General features: G+C 66.5%; 21 protein-coding genes and 1 riboswitch. Of the genes, 14 read left to right on the top strand and 7 right to left on the bottom strand.

Annotated elements, in window-relative coordinates; all coding sequences use genetic code 11:
• Positions 1-62: 62 nt before the first annotated feature.
• A complete protein-coding gene (gene ettA, locus AC5P57_RS19855; RefSeq protein WP_005412220.1) occupies positions 63-1,727 on the bottom strand; it encodes an energy-dependent translational throttle protein EttA in 1,665 nt (554 codons plus the stop codon).
• Positions 1,728-1,980: 253 nt separating this feature from the next.
• Here ettA and AC5P57_RS19850 point away from each other — a divergent pair, with 253 nt between their 5' ends.
• From AC5P57_RS19850 to ribD, 7 genes are all read left to right on the top strand, one after another.
• Positions 1,981-2,457 carry an RcnB family protein gene (locus AC5P57_RS19850; RefSeq protein WP_262234532.1) on the top strand — a complete coding sequence of 159 codons (477 nt, stop codon included), beginning with the start codon at positions 1,981-1,983 and terminating at the stop codon, positions 2,455-2,457.
• A 141-nt stretch (positions 2,458-2,598) separates the two neighbouring features.
• Positions 2,599-3,852 (top strand): serine hydroxymethyltransferase, encoded by a 1,254-nt coding sequence (glyA, locus tag AC5P57_RS19845; RefSeq protein WP_099553554.1) that lies wholly within the window; start codon positions 2,599-2,601, stop codon positions 3,850-3,852.
• A gap of 66 nt (positions 3,853-3,918) precedes the next feature.
• On the top strand, positions 3,919-4,392 hold the full coding sequence (locus AC5P57_RS19840) for a hypothetical protein (RefSeq protein ID WP_099553557.1): 474 nt from the start codon (positions 3,919-3,921) through the stop codon (positions 4,390-4,392).
• Between the two features lie 6 nt (positions 4,393-4,398).
• On the top strand, positions 4,399-4,815 hold the full coding sequence (locus AC5P57_RS19835) for a hypothetical protein (protein ID WP_099553559.1): 417 nt from the start codon (positions 4,399-4,401) through the stop codon (positions 4,813-4,815).
• A 27-nt stretch (positions 4,816-4,842) separates the two neighbouring features.
• Entirely contained in the window at positions 4,843-5,292 is a 450-nt protein-coding gene (locus tag AC5P57_RS19830) for a hypothetical protein (RefSeq protein WP_099553692.1), read from the top strand.
• Between the two features lie 150 nt (positions 5,293-5,442).
• Positions 5,443-5,964, top strand: a complete 522-nt coding sequence (nrdR, locus tag AC5P57_RS19825) for a transcriptional regulator NrdR (protein WP_004143350.1) — start codon at positions 5,443-5,445, stop codon at positions 5,962-5,964.
• 78 nt (positions 5,965-6,042) lie between these two features.
• A complete protein-coding gene (ribD, locus tag AC5P57_RS19820; RefSeq protein WP_262234533.1) occupies positions 6,043-7,128 on the top strand; it encodes a bifunctional diaminohydroxyphosphoribosylaminopyrimidine deaminase/5-amino-6-(5-phosphoribosylamino)uracil reductase RibD in 1,086 nt (361 codons plus the stop codon).
• A 39-nt stretch (positions 7,129-7,167) separates the two neighbouring features.
• Here ribD and AC5P57_RS19815 read toward each other — a convergent pair whose 3' ends face one another.
• The 4 genes from AC5P57_RS19815 to AC5P57_RS19800 form a co-directional block, all read right to left on the bottom strand.
• Positions 7,168-7,863, bottom strand: coding sequence for a hypothetical protein (locus AC5P57_RS19815; RefSeq protein ID WP_262234534.1), 696 nt, complete (start codon positions 7,861-7,863; stop codon positions 7,168-7,170).
• A gap of 435 nt (positions 7,864-8,298) precedes the next feature.
• Positions 8,299-9,192 (bottom strand): hypothetical protein, encoded by an 894-nt coding sequence (locus AC5P57_RS19810; protein ID WP_143567679.1) that lies wholly within the window; start codon positions 9,190-9,192, stop codon positions 8,299-8,301.
• A 127-nt stretch (positions 9,193-9,319) separates the two neighbouring features.
• Entirely contained in the window at positions 9,320-10,204 is an 885-nt protein-coding gene (locus AC5P57_RS19805) for a hypothetical protein (protein ID WP_262234535.1), read from the bottom strand.
• Between the two features lie 152 nt (positions 10,205-10,356).
• Positions 10,357-10,977, bottom strand: coding sequence for an outer membrane beta-barrel protein (locus AC5P57_RS19800; protein WP_099553569.1), 621 nt, complete (start codon positions 10,975-10,977; stop codon positions 10,357-10,359).
• Between the two features lie 187 nt (positions 10,978-11,164).
• Positions 11,165-11,310: riboswitch (FMN riboswitch) on the top strand.
• Between the two features lie 74 nt (positions 11,311-11,384).
• Between AC5P57_RS19800 and AC5P57_RS19795 the strand changes: the two genes are divergently transcribed.
• The 6 genes from AC5P57_RS19795 (at position 11,385) to AC5P57_RS19770 (ending at position 16,437) form a co-directional block, all read left to right on the top strand.
• Positions 11,385-12,011: a riboflavin synthase gene (locus AC5P57_RS19795; RefSeq protein ID WP_099553694.1), complete on the top strand. Its 627-nt coding sequence runs from the start codon at positions 11,385-11,387 to the stop codon at positions 12,009-12,011.
• Positions 12,008-13,108, top strand: coding sequence for a 3,4-dihydroxy-2-butanone-4-phosphate synthase (ribB, locus tag AC5P57_RS19790; RefSeq protein ID WP_099553571.1), 1,101 nt, complete (start codon positions 12,008-12,010; stop codon positions 13,106-13,108). The genes AC5P57_RS19795 and ribB overlap by 4 nt, the downstream gene beginning before the upstream one ends.
• Before the next feature lie 182 nt (positions 13,109-13,290).
• A complete protein-coding gene (gene ribH, locus AC5P57_RS19785; RefSeq protein WP_010481977.1) occupies positions 13,291-13,758 on the top strand; it encodes a 6,7-dimethyl-8-ribityllumazine synthase in 468 nt (155 codons plus the stop codon).
• Positions 13,755-14,234, top strand: coding sequence for a transcription antitermination factor NusB (gene nusB / locus AC5P57_RS19780; RefSeq protein WP_262234537.1), 480 nt, complete (start codon positions 13,755-13,757; stop codon positions 14,232-14,234). The genes ribH and nusB overlap by 4 nt, the downstream gene beginning before the upstream one ends.
• 126 nt (positions 14,235-14,360) lie before the next feature.
• Positions 14,361-15,326 (top strand): thiamine-phosphate kinase, encoded by a 966-nt coding sequence (thiL, locus tag AC5P57_RS19775; RefSeq protein WP_262234538.1) that lies wholly within the window; start codon positions 14,361-14,363, stop codon positions 15,324-15,326.
• A gap of 196 nt (positions 15,327-15,522) precedes the next feature.
• Positions 15,523-16,437, top strand: a complete 915-nt coding sequence (locus tag AC5P57_RS19770) for a fimbrial protein (protein WP_262234539.1) — start codon at positions 15,523-15,525, stop codon at positions 16,435-16,437.
• Positions 16,438-16,484: 47 nt separating this feature from the next.
• On the opposite strand, the gene AC5P57_RS19765 is transcribed toward AC5P57_RS19770, so the two are convergent.
• Positions 16,485-17,207: a fimbrial biogenesis chaperone gene (locus AC5P57_RS19765; RefSeq protein WP_099553576.1), complete on the bottom strand. Its 723-nt coding sequence runs from the start codon at positions 17,205-17,207 to the stop codon at positions 16,485-16,487.
• A 56-nt stretch (positions 17,208-17,263) separates the two neighbouring features.
• Positions 17,264-17,779: a fimbrial protein gene (locus AC5P57_RS19760; protein ID WP_142807243.1), complete on the bottom strand. Its 516-nt coding sequence runs from the start codon at positions 17,777-17,779 to the stop codon at positions 17,264-17,266.
• A gap of 277 nt (positions 17,780-18,056) precedes the next feature.
• Between AC5P57_RS19760 and AC5P57_RS19755 the strand changes: the two genes are divergently transcribed.
• A complete protein-coding gene (locus AC5P57_RS19755) occupies positions 18,057-20,573 on the top strand; it encodes a fimbria/pilus outer membrane usher protein (protein ID WP_495219761.1) in 2,517 nt (838 codons plus the stop codon).
• Positions 20,574-20,575 lie beyond the last annotated feature (2 nt).

Genomic DNA, 20,575 nt, shown 5'->3' with positions numbered 1-20,575 from the left:
CGGTGGTGACCTACCAGAATGCAGAACGGCCGCGCAGAGCGCGGCCGTTCTTTCTTTCTTTCTTATTTCAGCGCCTTGAAGCGCAGGCGCTTCGGCGCAGCGTCGTCGCCCATGCGGCGGCGCTTGTCCTCTTCGTATTCGCGGTAGTTGCCCTGGAAGAACTCCACGTGCGAATCACCTTCGAAGGCCAGGATGTGGGTCGCGATGCGATCCAGGAACCAGCGGTCATGCGAAATGACGAAGGTGTTGCCCGGGAACTCCAGCAGCGCATCTTCCAGCGCACGCAGGGTTTCGATGTCCAGGTCGTTGGACGGTTCGTCGAGCAGCAGCACGTTGCCACCCTGCAGCAGGGTCTTGGCCATGTGCAGGCGGCCGCGCTCACCACCGGACAGCGAACCGACCATCTTCTGCTGGTCCTGGCCCTTGAAGTTGAAGCGGCCGATGTAGGCGCGCGACTGGATCTCGATGCCGTTGATGTTGAGGATGTCCAGGCCGCCAGCGATTTCCTGGAAGACGTTGTGGTTGCCTTCCAGCGCGTCGCGGCTCTGGTCCACGTAGGACAGCTTCACGGTCGGGCCGACCACGATCTCGCCGGTATCCGGCTTTTCCTGGCCGGTGATCATCTTGAACAGGGTCGACTTGCCGGCACCGTTCGGGCCGATGATGCCGACGATGGCGCCGGCCGGCACCAGGAAGCTCAGGTTGTCGAACAGCAGGCGGTCGCCGAACTTCTTGGAGACATTCTTGAACTCCATCACCGCATTGCCCAGGCGCTCGCCCGGCGGGATGAAGATTTCGTTGGTCTCGTTGCGCTTCTGGTAATCGACCGACTGCAGCTCTTCCAGGCGGGCCAGACGGGCCTTGCCCTTGGTGCGGCCGCCCTTGGCGTTCTGGCGCGACCACTCCAGTTCCTTCTGGATCGCCTTCTGGCGAGCCTTTTCCTGGTTGTCTTCCTGCTTCAGGCGCTCGTCCTTCTGGGTCAGCCAGTCGGTGTAGTTGCCCTTCCACGGAATGCCGCGGCCGCGGTCCAGTTCCAGGATCCACTCGGCGGCGTTGTCCAGGAAGTAGCGATCGTGGGTAACGGCCACCACGGTGCCGGTGTAGCGCGCCAGGAACTGTTCCAGCCATTCCACCGACTCGGCGTCGAGGTGGTTGGTCGGTTCGTCGAGCAGCAGCATGTCCGGCTTCTGCAGCAGCAGGCGGCACAGGGCCACGCGGCGCTTTTCACCACCGGACAGCTTGCCGACCACGGCATCCCACGGCGGCAGGCGCAGCGCATCGGCGGCCACATCCAGCTGGTTTTCCAGCGTGTGTGCATCGCCGGCGGCGAGGATCGCCTCCAGGCGCTCCTGTTCCTTGGCCAGCGCGTCGAAGTCGGCGCCTTCCTCGGCGTAGGCCAGGTACACCGCGTCCAGCGCGGCCTGTGCCTGCAGCACTTCGCCCACGCCTTCCTCGACCGCTTCACGCACGGTCTTGGTCGGGTCCAGCTCCGGTTCCTGTGCCAGGTAGCCGACCTTGATGCCCGGCTGCGGGCGGGCTTCGCCCTCGAAATCGGTGTCCACGCCGGCCATGATCTTCAGCACGGTGGACTTGCCGGCGCCGTTCAGGCCCAGCAGGCCGATCTTCGCGCCCGGGAAGAAGGACAGCGAGATGTCCTTGATGATCTGCCGCTTGGGCGGGACCACCTTGGACACGCGGTTCATGGTGTAGATGTATTGCGAGGACATGCGGTCTCCGTAGGCGCGGCCCTGCGCCCGACCCGTCACGGGAACATCCCGTTACGGCAGCGGGCACAGACTGGAATGGAATACCGCCAATTATAGCCGGAACCGGTTCCGGGCCGCGCCCGGGAGGGGCCCCCGGGCTGGCCGTGGCCTGAATACTTCGTCACAGTCCTGCAGCGGGAAGCGTTTCCAGCCGGAAACGGTTCAGATCGGGTGCGCAATATGGGTTCACCACCCACCCGAGCAGAGGTCTGACATGCGCATCAATCGAGTAATGGCCGGCGCCGTGGCCTCTGTGCTGGCGCTGGGCGCCGTGGCCCCGGCATTCGCCGACAACGACCACCGTGACCGCCGCGAATGGCGGGAGGACCGCCGTGAGTGGCGCCAGGATCGCCGTGACTGGGAGCGCGACCGCCGCGAGGCCCGGCGCGACTACCGCCAGGACCGCCGTGAGTGGCACCGCGACCATGACCGCTACTACCGCCCGGCACCGCCGCGCGTGGTCTATCGCCCGGCACCGCCGCCGCCGCGCTATGGCGGCTACGGTTGGCGGGTCGGTTCGCCCTACCGCGATTACTACCGTGGCCCGGTCTACGTGGTGAATGACTACCCGCGCTACCACCTGCGCCGTCCGCCGTACGGGCACCACTGGATCCGCGATGACCGCGGCAACATGCTGCTGGTGGCCATCGCTACCGGCGTGATCGCCCAGTACGTGCTCAGCGGGCGCTGACCCCGCAACGCCAATCGAAACCATACGGGGCCGGATTCCTTCGGGGATGCCGGCCCCGTCTGTTTCGGCCCCAGCGGGCCGGTGCGGGGCTACAATCGGGGGCTGAGTCGTACCCCTTTTCCCTGCCTGCTGGAGTACCCGATGTTCCCGCGTGACGTCCGCATCGAATCCTACGATCCCGAACTGGCCAAGGCCATCGCCGCTGAGACCCAGCGCCAGGAAGACCACGTCGAGCTGATCGCCAGCGAGAACTACACCAGCCCGGCGGTGATGGAAGCCCAGGGCAGCCAGCTGACCAACAAGTACGCCGAAGGCTACCCGGGCAAGCGCTACTACGGCGGCTGCGAATACGTTGACATCGCCGAGCAGCTGGCGATCGACCGCCTGAAGCAGCTGTTCGGTGCGGACTATGCCAACGTGCAGCCGCACAGCGGCTCGCAGGCCAATCAGGCCGTGTACTTCGCCCTGCTGCAGCCGGGTGACACCATCCTCGGCATGAGCCTGGCCCACGGCGGCCACCTCACCCACGGCGCCAAGGTGAACGCCTCGGGCAAGCTGTTCAACGCCGTGCAGTACGGTGTGAACGACCAGGGCCTGATCGATTACGACGAAGTCGAGCGCCTGGCCCTGGAGCACAAGCCGAAGATGGTCGTGGCTGGCTTCTCGGCCTACTCCCAGGTGATCGACTGGGCGCGCTTCCGCGCAATCGCTGACAAGGTCGGTGCGTACCTGTTCGTCGACATGGCCCACGTTGCTGGCCTGGTCGCCGCTGGCGTCTACCCGAGCCCGCTGGAGCACGCGCATGTGGTCACCTCGACCACCCACAAGACCCTGCGCGGCCCGCGTGGCGGCATCATCGTCGCCAAGGGCGCCGACGAAGACCTGGTCAAGAAGCTGCAGTCGATCGTGTTCCCGGGCATCCAGGGCGGTCCGCTGATGCACGTCATCGCCGGCAAGGCCGTGGCCTTCAAGGAAGCACTGGAACCGGGCTTCAAGGCCTACCAGCAGCAGGTGGTGAAGAACGCCCAGGCGATGGCCAACACGCTGATCGCGCGCGGCTACAAGATCGTCTCCGGCGGCACCCAGAATCACCTGATGCTGGTCGACATGATCGGCAAGGACGTGTCCGGCAAGGACGCGGAGGCCGCGCTGGGCAAGGCCCACATCACCGTCAACAAGAACTCGGTGCCGAACGACCCGCGTTCGCCGTTCGTGACCTCGGGCCTGCGCCTGGGCACCCCGGCGGTGACCACCCGTGGCTACGTCGAACAGGACTGCGTGAACCTGGCCAACTGGATCGCCGACGTGCTTGATGCACCGAACGACGACGCTGTCATCGCCCGCGTGCGCGACGCCGTCAGCGCGCAGTGCCGCAAGTACCCGGTCTACGGCTGATCGAAACAGGGGTCGGATCCCTTCCCGCAGGGAAGGGCTCTGACCCCAGCACCGGAGTGTTCGCGCATGGATGAGCGCCGCCTCAAATATGTGTACGCCGTGCTGGCCGTGCTGTTCGGCCTGCCCAGCCTTTTCATGGGCGGCGTCGGCGCCTGCATCGCCCTGGTCATGGGGGTGATCGGCCTGGTCTCGCTGGATGCTGACAAGCTGTGGTTCGCTGCCGTCATGTGTGTCTGGGGAACGGCCGCGCTTGCCGGCCTGGTGGCCTGGGCCGCGCTCAGCGTCATCTGGTTGCGTGATGGACTGCAGGGCCTGCGCACGGCCTCGCCACGCTGGTGGTGGTTGCTGGGCATGGGCGTGCTGGCGGGCCTGCCGTTGCTGGGATTGGCGATATATACCTTCTCCGGGCTGGGCCCGGCGGTGGTGAGCGGTCTCTTCGCTGGGCCGTCGCTGCTGGTGCCCACCGGCATGCTGATGCTCCTGCGTGCGCGTGCCGATGCCGTGGATGTGCCGCCCGTGCGAGCACGGGTATCGGAGTAACCGCTCATGGATGAGCGTCGCCTCAAATACCTGTACGCCGCGTTGGCGGTACTGCTCGGCCTGCCCAGCCTGGCGATGGGCGGCGCGGTCGCGGTGATGTTCTTGGTTGTTGGCCTGCAATCCTTCGGCGGCAACCGCTCCCCCGATCTGGTGCCACTGCTGTGGGGCCTGGCCGGCGTGGCGGGTTGCCTGGCCTGGCTGTGGATCAGCGCCGGCTACCTGCTGCAGGGCCGGGCCGGCCTGCAGGTGCGCGCGATCTGGTGGTGGCTGCTGCTGGCCGGTGGGCTGGCCGCGCTGCCGGTTCTCTGGATGACCGCATGGTTCGGCTTCCAGCAGGGGGGCGCCGCGTTGGAACTATTGCTGCTGGGGCCGTCGATGCTGGTACCGGCCGCCATGCTGGTGTGGCTCAAGCGCCGCGCCTGACGCGGCCAATCAAAGGGAATGGAACGCATGGATGAGCAGCAGCACAAACGATGGATGGGGATAGCAGGCCTGCTGGTAGGCCTGCCCACCGCGGCGGCAGGAGGCACCGTGGCGGTGCTGGGCCTGATATACGTGGTGGACGGCAAGTACCTGGCCGGCAACGAGTCTACGGTGATCGCGCTGTGGTCGTTGGCCGGACTTCTCGGTCTGTTGTCATGGATGTGGCTGACCGGGCTCTTCCTGTGGCGCGGCCGCGATGGTCTGCGCCAATCCCCGCTTGTCGCTTGGATTGGGCTGCTGCTGGGGACCCTCGCCGCGCTGGGCGTGGTCGCCGCCACGCTGTATTTCACCTTCAAGCATGGTGAGATAACGACGCTGGGCTTCCTCGGGCTTGGCCCGCCGTTGCTGGTGATGGCAGGGCATCTGGTGTGGTTGCGTTGGGCACGCGCGGCCGCGGCGCCGCCGGCACCCGGTTGAGCGCACAGCCCTGGCCGCGCTGAGGGCTCTGTTCGGCTGAAATGCAGGCACTTCCGCGCAGACAGCATTTGCTGCGGGGGCCTTTCTCAGGTACCTTTGCGACGCTGCCATGACCATGGCAATTAGGTTGCCCCCTGAGCCAGGCGTTCCATGCATTGCCCCTTCTGCCAACATGCCGATACCCGGGTCATCGACTCGCGCGTCTCTGAAGACGGCGCGACGATCCGTCGTCGGCGTGAGTGCGAGGCTTGCGGCGAGCGCTTCAGCACCATGGAAACGGTTGAATTGAAGCTGCCGGCCATCGTCAAGAGCGATGGCACCCGCGAGGCGTTCGACCAGCGCAAGGTCCGCGCTGGCTTCGACCGCGCGCTGCAGAAGCGTGCGGTGGCCGAAGACAAGATCGAAGCAGCGGTGCGCGCGGTGGTTCACCAGCTGCGCATCAGCGGCGAGCGCGAAGTGCCCTCGATCAAGGTCGGCGAGTTCGTGATGAACGAACTGCGCAAGCTCGATCATGTGGGCTATGTGCGCTTCGCATCGGTGTACCGCAGCTTCGAGGACGTTGCCGATTTCCGCGAGGAGATCGAGAAGCTGGAACGCGACCTGCCGTCCAGTACCGAACAGCTGCAGCTGCTGGGCGACGTGATTGCCCTGACCAAGAAGAAGAAGGGCTGACCACCTCTGCCCTGGTGGGTGCCAACCTTGGTTGGCACTGATGGCATGGATCAACACCGGCGGCGTTACCATGGCCGCATGAGCACCCCGTTCTCCGTCCTCGACCACCTGCACATGGCCAACGCGCTGCGCCTGGCCGAGCGTGCTGCCTACACCACCCGCCCGAACCCGATGGTCGGCTGTGTCATCGCCCATGGCGAACGTGTGGTCGGGCAGGGCTGGCACCAGCGTGCCGGTGGACCGCACGCCGAAGTGTTCGCGCTGCGCGAGGCCGGCAACGAGGCCCGCGGTGCCACCGCCTATGTCACGCTGGAACCCTGCGCACACTACGGTCGCACGCCACCGTGTGCGCTGGCACTGATCGAGGCGGGCGTGTCGCGCGTGGTTGCCGCGATGCGCGATCCGTTCCCGAAGGTCGATGGCGGCGGCTTCGATCTGCTGCGCAACGCCGGCATCGAGGTCGCCGAAGGACTGATGGCGACACAGGCGCGCGAGATCAACAAGGGCTTCCTGTCGCGTGTGGAGCGCAACCGCCCGTGGCTGCGGGTGAAGCTGGCCGCCAGCCTCGATGGCCGTACCGCGATGGCCGATGGCAGCTCCAAGTGGATCACCGGTCCAGCCGCGCGCGAAGATGTGCAGCATTGGCGCGCGCGTGCGGGCGCGATCCTGACCGGCGCCGATACCGTGCTGGCCGACGACCCGATGCTGACCGTGCGCCTGGCCGACACCGAGGTGATGCCGCCGCTGCGCGTCGTGCTCGATTCGCGCCTGCGTTCGCTTGAATGCAGCCGCGTGCGCGAGGGCGGGGCACCGACGCTGTACCTGCACGATGCAGCGGTGAGCGCCCCGGATGCGGCCGACGCCGAATTCGCCAGCGTGCCCTGCATTGATGGGCGGCTGGACCTGGGCGCGGTGCTGGCGCTGCTGGCCGAGCGTGGCATCAACGAAGTGCATACCGAAGCCGGCGCCACCCTGGCGGGCGCGCTGCTGCGCGGCGGCTGGGTGGACGAACTGCTGCTGTATCAGGCGCCCACGCTGCTGGGCGACAGCAGTCGTCCGCTGCTGGCCGGCCTTGGCATCGAGGCGATGGACCAGCAGCGCCGCCTGCGCGTGGTCGACCAGCGCCAGGTGGGGGATGACCTGCGGTTGCTGCTGCGCCGGTAGTCGAATCCGGTCGTGCCGGGCCATGCCCGGCGGAAGCCATCAGGGATCGCAGGTCTCTTCGGCGCCTTCCGACAGAGGTGCATCCAACCACGAATCGAATGGAAGCAGTCGCCCCAGAATGGTCTGGTACAACTGCTGCGCGCGCTGGGCGTGTTCAGATCCGGACCGCGCCTGGTACCTGCTGATCACCGGAGTGCAGCGCGCCACGTCCGGCGCATTGCGAAGCAGCGACGCCCAGCGCAGGAAGAATGCATCGACGCGCGCCAGCCGCTCACTGTCCGGGGCCGCATGCATCGCCAGATAGTCGCTCCGCAGCGGCTCGATGTCCGGAAGCTGGCACACCAGACGGTACAGGCCGATTTCCGGTGATCCCAATGGGGTGAAGTCCAGCGCAGTACAGCGAACCCTGGTGAGGCGGGCGGCCAATGCTTCCGCAAAGGTCACGGTAGTAGTCACTGCAGGCGTGGGGAAGGCTTGGCGCGAAAGCCATGCAGGCACATCTTCGATGATGGGCTGCCAGTCGATGGCCTGGGAGGGCTCGGCGTGTCCATGCTGCGTCCTGAGCACCTGCCGGGCTTCGGCATCATCCTGCAGGAGCACGTGTGCTTGGAGGGTGTACTCCTGTTCGGGTGACAATGATGCGCCCGAAGCACCGCAAGATATGACGCTCAGGATAAGTGATGCGACCTGCATCCGTGTTGTCGTCCAGCGAGCCGTTGCCCTTGAAATCATCATTGCCACCCTTCCGGTGCCTCTTCACAATGCAGGGACTGAACGGGCACTCTGAAGAGCCACGCTTCGATGGCGGCTCCGACATCGCGCCGCGGTGGGAGTGAATCTCGCATTTGCCTTCTATTGGTGCTGACGGCGCTCGAGCTGCCGGTGCACGAAGGATGCGACGGGGATGTTGCGGTAGTCGACAAGCTGGTCCTCGTCCATGGCGAGAGCAGCCGGACGTTGGCGATCACGATCTTTTCCGAGGCAGGGTCGGTTGCGGATGCCAGTTGAGCGTGAAGTCCGGGGGCCAGGGGTGTCAACGTCAGTATCAGGAAATGACGCGGCCGCACGAACGGGTCCGCGCGTGGACCGCAGCAGAGCATGCAACGATTCAACTCCGGCTGCCATGCAGAACATCCGAAAGCCTGTCAGGTGACAGATGCCGGGGGCTGCTCATCTGCAATCCCGGTTCCACAATGCCTCCACTCTGGGGCGAAGGGCTATGCACTGCTGTACCAGCTCGGTCTCGGAAACCTCCTTGTGCTTTGTGCTCAGTGCCCGGGCCAGTTCGTGGGCGCCGGCCAGTTCCTGCGGCGCGATGCGGGCCATGCAGCGACGATGCCGATCGACAAGGTTGTCGCATTCGTCCAGGCCGGTGGCGTGCATGATGGCGGTGCGCATGGTCTCGTTGGACTGGTCACGAAGTTGCATGATCAGCGCTTCAATCAGCACCTCTCCCACATCGCGTTCGATGCGGCCGTAACGCAGTCGTTCACCCCGGTATCCATCCTGTGCGCTTTGCCAGCCGTGATCGACTGCAGAAGATACAAGCCGGGTGGAGCCGCTGATGGTGCGGTAGGGGCCATCGCGCAATATCGTCATGTACGCCTTCCAGAGTCGTTCCTGGCCTTGATCGGTTCCGCCGAACAGGGCGGCATCAGACAAGGGGCGGAGGCGCTCCACGTCACCCACGCGGCAGGTGAAGTGGACATCGGCCACCCGCGTGCCGGCAATCACGTCGTGCCAGATCTCGCTGCGCTCGGCCCTGCATCGGGAGCCGGCCACAACGTCTGACGCCCAGGTCTGGTGTGCCGAAGCGTCGGCAGCGTCTGGGCCGGTGTTCCGCTTGAGGCTCTCCAGGCGTGTGACCAACAGGCCTGGCAGCGTGAACGTGTCGGTGTCCGCATCGGCTGGCGGCCCGCCCAGCGCCTGCACGGCGCCGGTGTCGTTCTCGTACATTGCCTTGATCAGGAGATCGAACGTCTGCTCGGGCGTCGGCTCCCGCGCTGCTGCCAGGCGCAGGGGCATGGCCAGAACAATGAGAAAGCACAGGGCGTAGCGGCGCATGGTGGCACCATCAAGGCAGGGGCGGAAAGACTGCTGCCCCTGCTCTTGGCGGTCCATGCAATTTATTGCAGATGTCGATGCCGTTGCCGTCAGCGATGTGCATCGCTGACGTTGCCATCGCGTCAGCTTACGCGCACGCGTCGGTCCACATCATCTCGGCGATCGGGCGCAGCGCCTTGCACTCCTGCGTCATCTCGTCGGCCGACTTCACCTGGGCCTTGGCCTTCAGTTCCTCGGCCATCGCGTCCACGCCGCCGATCTGGTCCGGTGCGATCTTCGCCACGCAGCTGCGGTGCTGCTGCAGCAACAGGTCGCAGCCCGGTACGCCGGTTACCTTCGGCGCGTTGGCCGCCTGCGCGTCCTGCATCCAGTCTTCGAACGGTGCCAGCGCGCCGGCCACGATGCCCACCAGGTCATCGAAGTTTCCGCTGTACCAGTAGCCGTTGTCCTTGGCCGGGTACAGGGTGAAGGTGCCGCTGACCGGCACGCGCGCGCCACTCTGCAGTGCCTGGGTGTAGGCATCGGTGAACTGCTTGCGCGCGGCCGGGCTGGCATCGGCGGCCAGGCTGGCGGCGAACAGCGGGCGCACCTTGCCCAGGTCGGGCACCTGGCAGCTGAAACTGATGCGCGCCAGCTTCTGGTCTTCAACGTATTCGTTGTCTTCGATCACGCTCTTGGTCGCGCGGCACTTCGAATCACGCAGCGCCTTGGCATACAGCGCTTCGGTGGCCGCTGCGTCGGCCTGGGCACCGGTGCTGGCAAGTACGGTCTGCCAGGGTTCGGCCAATGCCTTGGCCAGCGCGCCCGGGGTCGGTGTCACCGCGTCCTGGCCTTCAAAGGCGGGTTTCAGCGCGTCGTTGAGCGTGCGGGTAGCAGCAGCGTCGTCTTCCAGCAGGGTACGCGCGTACAGGTCGAAGGCCTGCTCGGGGGTCAGTTGGGCCGATGCAGCGCCGGCCATCAGCGGGGCGCACAGCAGGGCGCTGGCCAGCAGGGTACGGGTGAAGGTCTTCATGACGGTGTTTTCCTGTTCCAGAGGCGCGCAAGCCTAGCGCATCCAGCGGTACTTTCGATGGCGGCCCGAGGTCACATGGCGGTTTACTCCGGCCAAAAAAACGGGCCCCTTGCGGGGCCCGTTCGATCGCACGACGAGGAGCGATCGTTGGATCAGAAGCTGGCGCGCACGCCGACCGAGTACTGGGTGACGTCGCGGTAGCCGGAGATCTCGCCCACCAGGCCCCAGGTCCGGGTGAAGTTGACCTGGCCGCCGACGGTGCCGACCCAAGTGCCCTTGAAGTTGTTGCCGCCATCCATGTAGCCGGCCTTGGCCCAGGCTTCGGTCATGCGCGACGGCTTGCCGCGGATACCCATGGTGATGCGGCCCAGATTGGTGTGGTCCTTGCCGTGGTAACGCACGCCGTCATAGCGCAGGGTCGATTCGGCGTTCTGGCGCACCCAGGCGGCATCGGCGGTGAAGTCCACGCGGTCGCTCCACGGCATGTGGTAGCCAATGCCCAGCTCCGGCTGGTTCAGCTCCAGCTTCAGCGAATCTTCGCCGTAATGGCGGGTCTTGCTGGTGCGCGACCAGCCACCGAACACGTAGACCTGTTCGGCGATGGCCACCGAGCCACGCAGGTAGCCGCCGTCGACCTTGGGGTCGTCCAGTGCGTTGTCGTCAACCTTGACCTGCGTCCAGCCGCCTTCAACGTAGGTGTAGCTCAGGGCGTCGGCCGAAGCCGAGAACGGGGCGGCGGCCAGCAGGGCGGCCACGATCAGCATCTTGCGCATGGGAATTCCTGTGAGTTTCAGTCCTTTGGCGGGCCTGCCCAGTGGGCTGCCCGTGGCGACCTCATGTCGTCCGGGGCAGAATTTTAATGAAAGTTTTACAAATTGCGAGCGACGGCCGTCACAGCTGTGGCATCCGACCCCGTTCAGCCCGGGCTGGTACACTGGCCACGCCGGTTCGCCGGTACACAAACGTCTTCAGGGCGGGGTGCAATTCCCCACCGGCGGTAGGTGCGCAAGCACGAGCCCGCGAGCGCCCCGGCCCACGGCCGGGGGTCAGCAGATCCGGTCCAATGCCGGAGCCGACGGTCATAGTCCGGATGAAAGAAGACGGTGCCACAGGGCTCATGCCCTGTGTGCGCCTGTTTGCCTTGCGGCGTTTTTCGCTCACATTCCGCGGAGAACGTTACTTGTTTACTGGAATCATCGAAGGCGTCGGCCGTCTGGCCGCACGCGAACCCATCGGCGGCGATGTCCGCTTCACCTTCAACGTCGGGAATCTGCCGTTCGACAACGTGCAGATGGGCGAGAGCATCGCCATCAACGGCGTCTGCCTCACCGTCATCGCATTCGACGCCAGCAGCTTCCAGGCCGATGCCTCCACCGAGACCCTGGGCCTGACCACGCTGGGCCAGCTGGGCGAGGGCGCGGTCATCAACCTGGAGCGCGCCATGCGCCCGACCGACCGCCTTGGCGGTCATCTGGTCAGCGGCCACGTCGACGGCCTCGGCCAGGTGCTGTCCATCCACGAAGATGCGCGCGCCCAGCGCTGGCGTTTCGCCGCACCAGCCTCGCTGCGCCGCTACATCGCCAGGAAGGGCTCGATCTGCGTGGATGGCGTCAGCCTCACCGTCAACGAAGTGGACGATGAAGGCTTCGAAGTCGCCCTCATTCCGCACACCGTCGCCAACACTGCGTTCTCCGCCACCGGCGTGGGCAGCGCGGTCAACCTTGAAATCGATCTGGTCGCCCGTTATGTGGAGCGGCTGATCAGTGTGCCGACCAACGGTCAGCACCCACAGGGAGATGTCGCATGAATTTCGCCCCGATTCCGGAAATCCTGGAAGACATCCGCCAGGGCCGCATGGTGGTCATCGTCGATGACGAGGACCGCGAGAACGAAGGCGACCTGATCATGGCCGCCGAGCTGGTCAAGGCCAGTGACATCAATTTCATGGTCACCCATGGCCGTGGCCTGGTGTGCCTGCCGCTGAACCGTACCCGCGCCGCCGATCTCGGCCTGGCGCCGATGGTGCAGGCCAATACCGCCCAGTTCCAGACCAACTTCACGGTCAGCATCGAGGCCGCCGAGGGCGTCACCACCGGCATTTCGGCGCATGACCGCGCCCACACCATCCGCACCGCGGTGAAACCCAATGCCAAGCCGTCGGACCTGCACCAGCCGGGCCACATCTTCCCGCTGATTGCCCAGCCGGGCGGCGTGCTGACCCGCGCCGGCCACACTGAAGCCGCCGTGGACATGGCCATGCTGGCCGGGCTGGAACCGGCCGGCGTGCTGGTGGAGATCCTGAACCCGGATGGCAGCATGGCGCGCCGCCCGGAGCTGGAAGTGTTCGCCCGCGAGCACGGCCTGAAGATGGGCTCCATCGCCGATCTGATCGCCTACCGCCTGGCCACCGAAAAAACCGTTGAACGCGTGGACGAGCGCGAGATCGACACCGAATTCGGCCCGTTCAAGCTGGTCACCTACCGCGACCGCATCGCCCACGACCTGCATTTCGCCCTGGTCCGCGGCACCCCGGATGCGGAAACCCCGACCCTGGTGCGCGTGCAGGTGGAAAACCCACTGGCAGACCTGCTGCACTGGCGCCGTGACGACTTCGGCGTGGCCGCCACCGATGCCCTGCGCGCAATCGATGCCGAAGGCGCCGGCGTGATGGTGGTGCTGCAGGCCCCGCGCGACGGTGAGTCTCTGCTGGCCCGCCTGCGCCAGCAGCCGGCGCCGGTGGTGCCGGGCAAGGACAAGGATGTGAGCCAGTGGCGCCGCAACGGCGCAGGCGCGCAGATCCTGTCGGACCTGGGCCTGGGCAAGCTGCGGGTGCTGGGCACCCCGCGCCGCCAGATCGGCCTGGCCGGCTATGGCCTGGAAGTGGTGGAGACGGTGACCCTGTAATGGGTAGTGCCGGCCGCTGGCCGGCAACCGCATCCCCGGGATTGCCGGCCAGCGGCCGGCACTACCACACCTCCGCCAACGGTGGGTGCCGACCCTTGGTCGGCACGCCCTGGGCCCCGCCGATCACCGCCGGGGCCCATCCACGCTAGAATTACCCCCTTATCGAGTCCCCCAAGCCGCATATGAGCCACTACGAAGGCGATCTTCGCACTCCCGAGTCGGCGCGCTTCGCCATCCTGGCCAGCCGCTGGAACGCCCGCATCACCGATACGCTGGTCGCTGGCGCCCGCCAGAGCCTGGCCGGCAATGGCATCACCGAAGCCAACATCGACGTGATCCGCGTGCCGGGTGCCTGGGAACTGCCGCTGGTCGCCGCGCGCCTGGCCGCCGCCCACGAACATGCCGCCATCCTCACACTGGGCTGCGTGATCCGTGGCGATACCCGCCACTACGAACACGTGGCCGACCGCTGCGCCGAAGGCCTGATGCGCGTGCAGCTGGACTTCGGCGTGCCGGTGCTGAACGGCGTGCTGGCGGTGGAACGTGTTGAAGACGCCGAGGCCCGCGCAGGCGGCAGCCACGGCAACAAGGGCGAGGAAGTCGCACTCGCCGCATTGGAAATGGTCAATCTTCTGGAGCAGCTGCCATGAACAAGAACACCCAGGGCAAGCCCTCCGGTAAACCCGTCCGCCGCGATGGCGTCGATCCGGTGCTGCGCTCGCGCGCCCGCCGTCGTGCCGTGCAGGCCATCTACGCCTGGCAGATCTCCGGCGGCAACGCACAGTCGCTGATCGCCCAGTTCGCCCACGAGCAGGCCCGCGAAATCGCCGACCTGGCGTACTTCGAGGCGCTGTTGCACGGCGTGCTCGACAACCGTCGCGACATCGACGAAGCGCTCGGCCCGTATCTGGACCGTGGCATCGAAGAAGTGGACGCGATCGAACGCGCGGTGCTGCGCCTGGCCGGCTACGAGCTGCATTACCGCCTGGACGTGCCGTACCGCGTGGTCATCAACGAAGCCATCGAATCGGCCAAGCGTTTCGGTTCCGAACATGGCCACACCTACGTCAACGGCGTGCTGGATCGTGCCGCCGTGGAATGGCGCAAGGTCGAATCGGGTCACTGACCCGATTCCTGTAGAGCCGAGCCATGCTCGGCTCACCGTGCAGCGCACGGTTGCGTCCGGCAGTGCGGCGCGTGATCGAACTGCAGCCGAGCATGGCTCGGCTCTACATGAAAGCAGAACGCCCCCATGTCCCTGGCCGAATTCGCCCTCATCGACCGTATCCGCGCCCGTACCACCGAGCGCGACGACATCCTGCTCGGCATCGGCGATGACGCCGCGCTGCTGCAGCCGCGTGCGAACGAACAGCTGGTGGTCACCGCCGACACGCTCAACAGCGGCGTGCATTTCCCAGCTGAAACCCCGGCCTTCGACATCGGCTGGAAGACCCTGGCGGTCAATCTTTCCGATCTGGCCGCGATGGGCGCGCGCCCGGCGTGGTGCACGCTGGCGCTGTCATTGCCGGAAGCATCCGAAGACTGGATCGATGCCTTCGCCGATGGCTTCTTCGCCCTGGCCGACCAGCACGACATCGCGCTGATCGGTGGCGATACCACGCGTGGCCCGCTATCGCTGACCGTCACCGCGATGGGCCAGGTCGGCCGTGGCCAGGCGTTGCGCCGCGACCGCGCGCAGGTGGGTGACGATATCTGGGTCAGTGGCACCCTGGGCGATGCCGCCGGTGCACTGCGCCTGTGGCAGCAGGGCGCATTGAACGTGGCCACCGCCACCCTGCTTGCCGATTACGAAAGCCTGCGCCAGCGCCTGCTGCGGCCTACGCCGCGGGTGACCCTGGGCCTGCGCCTGCGTGCCTTCGCCCATGCGGCGGTGGATGTGTCCGACGGCCTGCTGGCCGACCTGGGCCACATCGCCGCGCGCAGCAGCGTCGCTGCAGAGGTCGATGCCGACCTGCTGCCCATCTCGCACGCGCTGCGCGAACTGCTGGGCCGTGACGACGTCCGCGACTGCGCACTGCGCGGCGGCGATGATTACGAACTGTGCTTCACCGCCGCCGCCAGCCAGCGCGACGCGCTGCACTACTTGGCCGAATCGCTGGAGATTCCGCTCACCCGCATCGGCCGCATTACCGAAGGGCAGGGCGTGCAGGTGGATGGCGAAGCCAGCCACGGCGGCTACCAGCACTTCACCCGTTAGGGCCACGCCATGGGCGGGTGAGCCCTCCGGCCATGCGGGAGGCTTTTTCCCGCAAATCTGCAAGTTATTGCATGGGAAGCGGGCTGCTGCGCCCCTAGTCTGGAACGCTACGATACGTCGGAGTTCTTCCATGGGCCGCCCTCATTCCGCCCCTTGGCCCATGTGGCCTGTGCTGCTTTCGCTGGCTGTTCCCTCCATGGCCATCGCATGTCCGGTGCAGGTGCCCGATGGGTTGCTGGATCGCGTATTCGACGTCCAGTACACCGACGTGCCGGATGTGCGGCTGGCAACTGCATGGGGTGCTGCCTATGTGGAACTGGGGCGCTGCAATGGCGACATCGATCTGGACACCGTGCCACAGTTCGCCGGGCTTCAGTACGTCCGGCACATCGGTGGGGCGCCAGCCTATGCCTTCGTCGGCTCACCCGGTGCACCGCTTGTCACGATGGAGCTCGATGTCTATGGCCCAATGGACAGTCCGGATGAGGAAGGCGTGGGCTTCACGACATTCATCTCCGCCCATGTACCCAGTTCCTTCAGAATGTGGGTGCCGGGGCCGAACATGCAGCTGCGCTTGAACATCGTACTTTATTCCCCGGGCGGGCCTGTGCGCGGGGTCGCCTCCACCGATCTTGGATCATTCACCCATACGGTCCGTCAGCAACCGGGCAGCCAGCTGCGTCAGCGCCTGCAGTTGGGCGTCAACGTGCAGGGTCCTACCTGCACGCTGTCCGATACCAGCGTCACGCTCGATCCGGTTTCTGCCGATGAACTGCAGGGTGGCGGCAGCACTGCCGGTGCCAAGCCCTTCGATGTGCTGATGAACTGCCCCTTCGCCGGCACGCCGGTCAAGCTGACCGTGACCGATGTGAACCAGCCCGGTAACCGCACGACGGGGCTGCTGCCCGCACCCGGCAGTACTTCCGGTGGCGTACGTGTGCAGCTGCGCCGGGGCGGCACGCCCATCACGGTTGGGCAGCAATGGGATCACGGGGTCTCCGAGGCCGGAACCAACCGGATTCCGCTGGAAGCGCGCTACCTGCGCACCACCGGCACGCTTACCCCGGGTGAGCTGACGGTGCAGGGCGTGTTGACCGCGGACTACCGCTGACACATGAAAAGGCCGGGAAACCCACAGGTTCCCGGCCGCATCATGCTTCAGTGAACGATGGTTGCCTGCGCATCGCGTGCGGTGCCGTAGTCGTCCAGCCATTGGAACGACAGGGTCGCCGGGGCAGGATCGCCCGCAGGCATCGGCAGTTGCAGCACGGCGCCGGGCGCGACCATGTCTGCGTCCAGCGTGCGGCCATCGGCCAGGGTCACCTTGCCCAGCGTCACGTGGTAAGCCGTCGGATTGTAGGCGTGCAGCGCGCCCGCCTGCAGGCGCCACTGCAACTGCGCGGCGGCCTCGTCGGGCCGGCCCGGCAGGCCCGCGGGCCGGTGGAACAGCTTCACGCGGGTGCGCACGGCAAACTGCAGCAGGTTGCTGCCGTCGCTGCCGACAGGCTTGGGTGGCACATCCAGCAGATTGAAATAGAAGACCGACTCACGGCTCGAAGGCAGCGCCGGATCCGAGGGGCGCGGCGCATGGGTGATGCGGTAGGCCTGGCTTTGCTGCGCCTGAAGCAGACGTGGCTCGGCCGGCGTCAGCCGGAAGGGCGTACGCACGTCTTCAGGCCGTGCATGGCTGTCGCCGGCATCGATCCAGACCTGGGTCAGTGCAGGTGACGTGCCGACATTGGTGGCCTTCACCGTGACATCCCGGCCTTTGCCGGCATCGTGGACGATGCGGGTACCTTGCAGCGTTACTGCCGCAGCGGTGGAAAAAGAAAGCGCGGCGGCCAGCGGTGCGACCAGCCACGCGGTGGCGCGACGATTCATGGGCATTCCTGGAAGAGGGCGGGAAGCCGTTGTGCACGGGCTTCCCGCCGGTGGCCTTACTTGTAGATCACCACGAAATCGCCGGATGCATTGGCGGTACCGGCCGTGGCGTTCTGCGCCGGCGATGCATACCAGGCGCTGTAATCCAGCTGGCTGCTGCCGCCGGCCGGGATGGTGACGGTATAGGTCGGGTCATCGCCGATCTTCTGGTGGTTGCCCACGGCGTCATACAGCGCGACACCCACATTGGTGGCCGCCGATGCTGCGGTCAGTGCCAGGTTGCCGGTGCTGCCGTGCGGGGTGCCGCCGAAGCGCACACCGACTTCCTGCGCTGCACCCGAACCGGTGCAGTCCAGCTGGATGCTGAAGTTCTTCTGGCCCGCACGGGTATTGGCGTTGACCGACACCAGGTCGACCTTGCCCATGGGTACGGTCACGGTGCCGCCGGTGGACTGCACTGCGCAGGTGGAGGTCATCAGTTCGCCGGTGATCTCCAGCTTTTCAGCCATTGCCGACGGCGATGCAGCGGCGGCGACCAGGCCAGCCAGCAGCACGGAATGCGTGATTTTCATTTTGTTTTCTCGATGGATGAATGGAACTCGATGCACGCCGGGCCGATACCCGACCGCAACGATGCGCAAGTTTCCGTTCGGCTGCCTCCAGCGGGAATGCAACTAATTGCAATTGAGGGATTGGGCGCTGGGTCGTGCGCCCTGCCGTGGTGGGAGCGCTGCTTCTGCAACTTCTTGCATGGTCGGCCGCCGGGCGCCTTCCTAGACTTCCGCCTCCGGACGCTCCCTGCCGTGCTCCTGCAGACCCATGATTTCCTCCAAGCCCCGTCTCCCGTGCATGGTGCGCCTTGCATCGGCCATCGCAGCTTCGCTTGCACTCACTCCCACCCACGCGGCCCCGGTCGCGGATGTGGAGTTCAGTGACGGCTTCCTGCTGGGCGGCAGTGCCATCGATGTCTCGCGGTACGCGCAGGGCAATCCCGTCGTGGCTGGCGAATACGCCGTGGACGTGCTGCTCAATGATGCATTCCTGCAGCAGGCCGACATTGCCTTCATTGCAGGCGATGACCCACTCAATGCGCAGGCCTGCCTGCCTGCATCGCTGCTGCCGCTGCTGGGCCTGGGCGCTCGGTATCTTGAAGCGGGTGCCGAAGAGCAGGGCCCCTGCGTGGACCTGCCCACCCGCGTGCCGGGTGCCACGGTCACCTTCGACAGCAGCACCCTGCAGCTGCGCCTGACCGTGCCGCAGGCGGCGCAGGAGCGCCTGCCGCGCGGGCATGTACCCGCAGCGCACCGCGATGCGGGTGTCAGCGCGGCCTTTGTCGATTACGCCGCCAACCACTACAGCAGCCAGGGGCGGCAGCATGGCCATCTGGGCCTGCGTGCAGGCGTCAATCTGGGCCATTGGCGGCTGCGCCACCGCGCCTCCATCACCCAGGGCGCCGCTGGACTACGTTCCCGCACCCTGGGCAGCGACCTGCAGCGTGATCTTCCCGGCTGGAACAGCCAGCTGCTGCTCGGCCAGGGCAGCACCGGGGGCGAACTGTTTGAAAGCCTGCGCTTCACCGGCGTGCGCGTGGCCACCGACGAACGCATGCTGCCCGATTCGCTGCGCGGCTTCGCACCGGTCGTGCAGGGCATCGCCGAAGGCAACGCAGTCGTCAGCATCCGCCAGAACGGCACCGTCATCCACGAAAGCACGGTGGCTCCGGGCCCGTTCGTCATTGACGATCTGTATCCCACCAGCTTCGGCGGCGATCTGCAGGTGACCGTCACCGAAGCCGATGGCCGCAGCCAGCGCTACACGGTCAACTTTTCAGCGGTTCCGCAGGCACTGCGCGCCGGTTCATCGCGCTTCAGCGCCACCGCCGGCCACCTGCGTGATGACGGCGCGCGCCTGCGCAGGCTGCCGTTCGCCGAAGGCACCTACGCCCATGGCATCAGCAATCACCTGACGCTGCTGGGCGGCGCCCAAGTGGCGCAGCACTATCAGGCCGCCCTGCTGGGCGCGGCGGTGAATACGCCAGTGGGTGCGTTCGGCGCGGACATCACCCACTCGCGTGCGCGGCCTGGCACGGGCGAGCAGGTGCACGGCAACAGCTACCGGCTGAATTACCAACGCTACCTGGCCAGCAGCGGCACCCATGTCGGCCTGGCCGCCTACCGCTTCAGCACGCGCGGGTTCCGCACCTTGAACGACACCGCTACGCGGGCGGATGACGCGTGGGTCGATACCGGGCGCACGCGCCAGCGCTACCAGATGAATCTCTCCCAGCGGCTGGGCGAACGCACCTCGCTGCAGTTGAGCGGTGGCCACGTGGCCTACTGGGACAGCGGACAGCGCCGCAACGACGTGCAGCTGGCGCTGCAGACATCCTGGCGGCGTGCGAATGTGGGCGTGTCGGTGCAGCGCTACCGTTCCGAACGCGGCGACCAGGACACGCGCTATGCCTTGAATGTCAGCGTGCCACTGGGTACTGCACCGCAATCGCCGCGCCTGAGTACCCAGCTGAGCCATTCACCACGCACGGACCAGGCCCAGCTGTCGTTGAATGGCACGCTGGGCGCACAGCGCAACACCCACTACAGCCTGTCGGCCGGCCACGGCAGTGATGGCGTCCGCAACCAGAGCGCCTATGTGGGGCACCAGGGCGCACATGGACACTTCAACGCCGGCTACAGCCATGCCGCAGGCCAGCGCAGCCAGACCCTGGGTGCCAGCGGCAGCGTGGTGCTGCACCGGGGCGGGGTGAACTTCGGCCCGCCGCTGGGCAATGGCTTCGCGCTGGTGCAGGCCAAGGGCGCCGAAGGCGCGCGTATCGGCGCCGGCCACAGCGTGCGTGTTGGCCGCAACGGCTATGCGCTGCTGCCGCACATCACGCCGTACCGATGGAACCAGATCGACCTGGACCCGGCAGGCCTGCCGCTGGATGTGGACGTGCTGCAGACCTCGCACCGCATTGCGCCCACCGCGGGCGGCATCGTGCGTGTTGCGTTCGAGGTGCGCCGCGAACGCACGCTGTTCATCGATGCCACCGATGCGCTGGGCCAGCCCTTGCCTTTCGCCGCGCGCATCGTCGATGACGCCGGCCAGCCGCGCGGTGCCGTGGGGCAGGGCAGCGTCATCCAGTTGCGCGGTGCGCAGGAGGCCGGTGCGCTGATTGTCGACCCGGAAGGCCCCGCGCGCTGCCGCCTCGATTACCAGCTGCTGGACGCCCCCGACGCCTACGGCCTGTCGTGGACCCAGGCGCAGTGCCTGCCGCACCCGCCGCTGCCCGCCGCGCTGCAGGTCAATGCCCGGCAACTGCACGCCGAACCCACCGACCACGATGGCCAAGCGGCCACCCCCCGATGACT

It is taken from the genome of Stenotrophomonas sp. YJH_SMC_79, assembly GCF_059367995.1.
The sequence above is the reverse complement of the archived record's forward strand: the minus strand, read 5'-3'. Positions and strand labels throughout refer to the sequence as shown.